Source organism: Clostridium sp. AM42-4 (assembly GCF_003480105.1).
Taxonomy (GTDB): domain Bacteria; phylum Bacillota; class Clostridia; order Lachnospirales; family Lachnospiraceae; genus Brotaphodocola.
On record NZ_QUIK01000040.1, the window covers coordinates 1 to 5,395 of the forward strand.

At 52.9% G+C, this 5,395-nt stretch carries 7 protein-coding genes; all 7 read left to right on the forward strand.

Going from position 1 to position 5,395, the window contains the following annotated elements; all coding sequences use genetic code 11:
- Positions 1-234 precede the first annotated feature (234 nt).
- The 7 genes from DW922_RS17045 to DW922_RS17080 all read left to right on the forward strand — a co-directional run bounded on the left by DW922_RS17045 (position 235) and on the right by DW922_RS17080 (position 5,303).
- Positions 235-1,461 carry a plasmid recombination protein gene (locus tag DW922_RS17045; RefSeq protein WP_177312337.1) on the forward strand — a complete coding sequence of 409 codons (1,227 nt, stop codon included), beginning with the start codon at positions 235-237 and terminating at the stop codon, positions 1,459-1,461.
- 348 nt (positions 1,462-1,809) lie between these two features.
- Entirely contained in the window at positions 1,810-3,336 is a 1,527-nt protein-coding gene (locus DW922_RS17055; RefSeq protein ID WP_118727153.1) for a hypothetical protein, read from the forward strand.
- A 249-nt stretch (positions 3,337-3,585) separates the two neighbouring features.
- Positions 3,586-3,867, forward strand: coding sequence for a type II toxin-antitoxin system RelB/DinJ family antitoxin (locus DW922_RS17060; RefSeq protein WP_118544355.1), 282 nt, complete (start codon positions 3,586-3,588; stop codon positions 3,865-3,867).
- Complete coding sequence (locus DW922_RS17065) at positions 3,860-4,132, forward strand: type II toxin-antitoxin system YafQ family toxin (RefSeq protein ID WP_066859802.1); 273 nt, start codon at positions 3,860-3,862, stop codon at positions 4,130-4,132. Before DW922_RS17060 ends, DW922_RS17065 begins: the two co-directional genes overlap by 8 nt.
- An 18-nt stretch (positions 4,133-4,150) precedes the next feature.
- Complete coding sequence (locus DW922_RS17070; RefSeq protein WP_118697122.1) at positions 4,151-4,399, forward strand: hypothetical protein; 249 nt, start codon at positions 4,151-4,153, stop codon at positions 4,397-4,399.
- A complete protein-coding gene (locus tag DW922_RS17075) occupies positions 4,396-4,866 on the forward strand; it encodes a hypothetical protein (protein WP_118600844.1) in 471 nt (156 codons plus the stop codon). The genes DW922_RS17070 and DW922_RS17075 overlap by 4 nt, the downstream gene beginning before the upstream one ends.
- Before the next feature lie 83 nt (positions 4,867-4,949).
- On the forward strand, positions 4,950-5,303 hold the full coding sequence (locus tag DW922_RS17080; protein WP_118544361.1) for a helix-turn-helix transcriptional regulator: 354 nt from the start codon (positions 4,950-4,952) through the stop codon (positions 5,301-5,303).
- Positions 5,304-5,395: the final 92 nt, after the last annotated feature.

Consider the following 5,395-nt stretch of genomic DNA (forward strand, 5'->3'; position numbering starts at 1 on the left):
CGGGAAACCGTAGCGGTTGGCAGCTCCGGCAATCCCCGCGGGAGCGCGCAAAAGCACTTTCATACTGCCAGCCCCAATGGGGCGGCGGTGTGAAAGTGCTTTTGCGTTACTTTCTCACAAGAAAGTAACAAAGAGGTTGTGGCCTGCGGCCTGGTATGGTAAAATAGGAGTAGTAGGATATAGGCTTTTTTCGAGAAAGGGACGGGTGATTTTATAGGCACAACCATTTCGGGAATGACGGGCCGGGGAAGTATCCGGCACAACAACAGGAGCTTTTCAGCGGCGAATGTAGACCGAAGCAGGTCGGGGCAGAATGTCACCTTTTGCAACGAGGATTTGAAGAAGGTGTACCACGAACTTTTTGATGAAGCCCTGGCCGCCTACAATGCCAAAAAGAAAAAGACCAGGGATAAGATACCAGACTACTATGAGCATATTCGGCAAAGCAAGCAGGAGAAGCTATTTCACGAGGCTATCTTTCAGATCGGCAACTTAACGGACTGCGGGTGCGGCTCCCCTGGAGGGGAACGGGCGGCGGCAGCTCTCAAAGAGTTTGCAGAGTCCTTCCAGGAGCGCAACCCTCATCTGCGGGTGTTCAATATGGTGCTGCACATGGACGAGGCCACGCCCCACCTCCATGTGGACTTCGTGCCAGTGGCAACGGAGCAGAGCCGGGGCCTCTCAACGCGGGTATCAATGAAACAGGCGTTAAAGCAACAGGGATTTGAAGGGCTGGGCCGGAAGCAGACGGAATGGAAAGCCTGGATGGAACGGGAGAAAGAGGCTCTAACGGAAATCGCCCAGGCGCACGAGTTTGAGATCATCAGCCTGGGCGGTGGCCGGCCTCATATGGAGCTGCCAGAATACAGAGCAGCGGCCCAGCGACTTGAAGCTGTCCAGGAACAGGTGATAGCGGCAGAGCAAGAGATCGCGGCCCTGGAAAAGCAGAGAAAGGCCCTGCAAGGGAATGTGAAGCTGCTGAAAGCGGTGGAGAAGGTCAAGCCCGATCTGGACGCGATACAACCAGAAAAGACGCTGACAGGGGCCGTCAAGGGCGTGACGGTGGAGCAGGTGAAGGAGCTGAAGGCGGCGGTGATCCGGGGCGCGGCGGCAGAGCAGAAGGTGCGGGAGCTGAAAGTAGAAAACCAACAGCTTCAGCAGAAAATCCCCTCGATGAAAGAAAAGCTGAAGGACGCCCAGGAGCGACAGCGGCTTGAAAATGAAAACCGGCAGCTCAAAGTGCAGGTGGAATACCTGGAAGAAGATTTGAGCTGGGAGCGCGGGATTTCGGCACGGCTCCAGGAAGGGATCGGGGCGGTGCTGGACTTTCTGGATCGGCACTTGCCGGAGCAGTTCCGGCCCCTGGTCGAAAAGGCGCGGGAGCTGCTACCTGTGCCAGAGGTGCAGCAGCCGGAGAAAGAGCAAGAACGGGGCCACACCTGGGGCGGTATGGAGCTGTAAAAGAAGCCTGTCCGGGGGACTTGAAAGAGCCGCCCGGACAGGCTATAATAACAGTAAAAATAGGGAATAAAATGTATTGATAATATATGCCCCCCTATGGCCTTTAGGCCAGGGAAAAAATAATAAAATATTCTCTCTCGGACAGGGAGAAAGTCGGAGGGGGTAATGGGGGTGAGCGGCGGGGTGTGGGAATGTGGTAAACCTGAAAGGTTTTCCATCATTTCCATGCCCCAGAGCGAGGGGGAAAAGGGGGAGGTGACTTTCTCTTTAAGGCCCCGAAGGGGCCGCTCTTTGGCTCCCCCTTTTCCCCCTATGGGTTTGCAGAATGTACGAAAAGAGGTGTAAGGAATGGCGGATCAGCAAGAAGCCCTGGAACGGCTGCGGGAACTTTACAGGGAAAAGAACGAGCATTTAGAGAAATTTTTGGAGCCGGTGGAGCCGTATGCGTTTTATCGTGAGATCTTTCCGGAAGGATCTTTCGAGAGGAAAGGTCATTTTGAGGACAGGAAGGGAAATGGAATTGCGGTGACGGTGTCGAAAGGTGAGGTTGACAAGGCAACGGGGATTGCCTTGCAGATCGAGGGGGACGGTAAAGCGAAACGCTGTACCATTACTGACGAGCTGGACGAGCTGCGGGAGCTGCAAGACACCGATTTTACGATTATGTCACCGATCTCCTATTTTGGGCGGCGGCGGTGCGGCAAAAATGCCCGGTATCTCTATGCCCTGGTCTTTGACCTGGACGGGGTGGGTATGCCCCAGCTCCGGGACACGCTGCACCAGATGAACAAGGATATTCTGCCCCAGGCAACCTTTGTTGTAAACAGCGGGACAGGGCTTCACCTGTATTATGTGCTGAAAGAGCCGGTGCCTATGTACCCGTACAACCAAAAATGCTTGAAAGAGCTGAAATATTCCCTTACCCGGCAGATTTGGAATAAGTTTACCTCCACCATCAAGGAGCCGCAAATGCAGGGGATTTTGCAGGGCTTTCGGGTTGTCGGCTCCGGCTCGAAGCTGGGACGGGAGTACCCTGTGAGGGCGTTTCGGCTCGGTGGGCCGGTGGAGCTGGCGCGGCTGCTTGATTATATCCCGGACAGCAATGGGGAGCAGCAGCGGCTTGAATGGCTTATGAGAAAGAGCCGCCTGTCGCTGGCCGAGGCGAAGGAGAAGTACCCGGATTGGTATGAGCGGCGGATCGTCAAAAAGGAGCGACGGGGCCGCTGGACGGTCAAGCGTGACCTTTATGACTGGTGGCTGCACCGGATCGCCGATGAAATCCGGGTGGGCCATCGTTTCTATGGCATTATGACGCTGGCGATTTATGCGAAAAAATGCGGGATAGACGAGGACGAGCTGCGCCGGGACGCTTTCGCGCTGCTCCGGCCCTACGATGATATGAGCGTGGAGGATATAAACCGCTTTACAAAAGATGATGTGGTGTGCGCCCTGGAGATGTTCAACGAGGACTATGTGACATTCCCCAGGGACGATATAGCGAAGCTCTCCGGCCTGACTATGCCCGTCAATAAGCGGAACTGGCGCAAACAGCCAGTACATTTGCAGGGTGCGAGAGCAATCCAGGAGATTAACGATAAGGCCAATGGTACGAATTGGAGAGAAGGGAATGGGCGGCCTAAAGGCAGCGGAACGGCCCAGGCGCGGGTTTATGAATGGCGGCAGCAGCACCCGGAGGGGCGCAAGGCCGACTGTCACCGGGAAACTGGCCTTGATCCGAAAACCGTCCGCAAGTGGTGGGATTGCCCGCTGCCAGTGGTGCGCTTTGAAAATGGGCATATAACGGTGCGGGTGTCCCCTTCCCAGGAGTTGAGCGATTGGCTCCTGGACGCGCTGCACGATGGGGGTCAGGAATAAGGCACAGAAAGGCCCCTGTTACGCTTTAGAAGCCGTTTTCAGCCCTCCGAGGGTAAAATATATAGGCCCCCTCTCTACCGCGCCCGGAAAGCCGCATAAATCAAGGCTTTTTTGCCCCCTAAATGCGTACATACCAGGGTAGAACTTTAGAGCGTCGAGGGCGGGGAGGTTGTATTGACATTGTAAACAAAAAGATATACAATGAATATGATAAAACGGGTTATAATAAAAGCGAAAGGAGTTGCTATTATGGCGAATACAAGTATCAATATCCGTATGGACGCGGATTTGAAGCGGCAGTTTGAGGCGTTTTGTTCTGATATGGGAATGACGATGACAACGGCGTTCAATGTTTTTGCGCGTAAGGCTGTGAGGGAGTATAGAATACCCTTTGAAATCAGCGGCGATGTGCCGAACGCTGAAACCGTCGAAGCAATCAAGGAAGTAAAGAGAATGAAAGCCGATCCGAGCCTCGGCAAGACCTATTCCAATGTCGATCAGATGATGGAGGAGCTGCTTGCCGATGTATAACATAAGACCAACCACAAAATTTCAGAAGGATTTGAAGCGCGTGAAAAAGCGCGGTTTTGATATTTCTTTGCTGACGGATATTATTAAAAAGCTGGCGGCGGGGGAGCCGCTGCCAGAGAAGAACAGGGATCACCAACTTTCTGGGGACTATGCGGGGTGTCGTGAGTGCCACATTACGCCGGATTGGTTGCTGATCTACGAAGTGGACGGGGACGAGCTGATTTTGTATCTCACCCGGACGGGATCGCATAGCGATTTATTTTAGGGGAAGGAGGAAAGGCCTATGAGCTGGGATAAAGAGAGGATTGCGCAGATACAGCTTCCCGATCCGGCAGACGATGATCCGCACCCTCGGCTGCTCCTGGAAGGGCGTGGCATACACGCAGGAGAGGGATTTACCGCATTGTTTCCAGATGGCTGGCACGAGATTACCCTTGAAGTGGCCTGGGAGCCAACAGGCCCCGGCTGTTGGTACATATCTACGCCTGGGTTTAAGGGTGTGAGTCCTGTGGGCCTGTTCGTGAAAGTATGAAAACGATCCGGCAGATAGCCGACGAGATAGGGGTATCAAAGACAGCAGTAAATAAACAAATCGCAAACCTTGGTTTGCGATCAGGTTTGCGAAAAAACGGAAACCAGTTTGCGATTGATGAACACCAGGAAGCCTTGATAAAAGAGGCTTTTTCTGAAAAATCGCAAACCGAAATCGAAAACCAAACGCAAACTAAAACGCAAACCGAAAACCACGAAGTTTCCGATTTGGTTTGCGTTTTACAGGCCACCATCGACACGCTACAAGGACAGCTTGAAGTAAAAGACAGGCAGATTGAAAAGCTGACGGAGGCTCTGGTTGCCGCCCAGCAGACAGCAGCGGCGGCCCAGGCCCTTCACGCGGGGACAATCCAGCAGCAGCTTCTTACCGGGGAGGCCGGAGCGGATCAGCAGGGCCAGGAGCCGGAGCAAAAGCGCGGGTGGTTTAGTAAACTGTTTGGAAAGTAGAAAGCAACTTAAAGTTGCTCAATAATTGGTGGTAGCAACCGAGAAGTTATTGCTAAAATGATGATCAGAAAGGAGGAACAAATATGAGTATAGCGGCACCAATGATGGTTATTTCTTTGATCATCTATGCAGGTCTTTTCGGGCTATTTATCTATCTGGTTATCTTGATTATTCGAGCTTTGAAGAAATATATTAGGTCTAAAGATGTAAGAGCTGAAAAGAGCGTCCTTAAACAAAATTTAGGTGAAGTATTGAAAGACTTGCGGACTAAAAATAGGATGACCCAAGAATTTGTAGGAGAAACAATAGGGGTTAGTCGGCAAGCAGTATCTAAGTGGGAAAGCGGAGAATGTGATCCGAGTACCTCTAATTTGATTGCGCTGGCAAAGTTGTACGGAACGACGGTTGAGGAAATTTTGCAGAGCATAAAGCAGTGATTTGACAGTGTGGCCGAAGTCCCAGCCGGAGCCGCCCGAAAGCAGCGGGAAACCGTAGCGGTTGGCAGCTCCGGCAATCCCCGCGGGAGCGC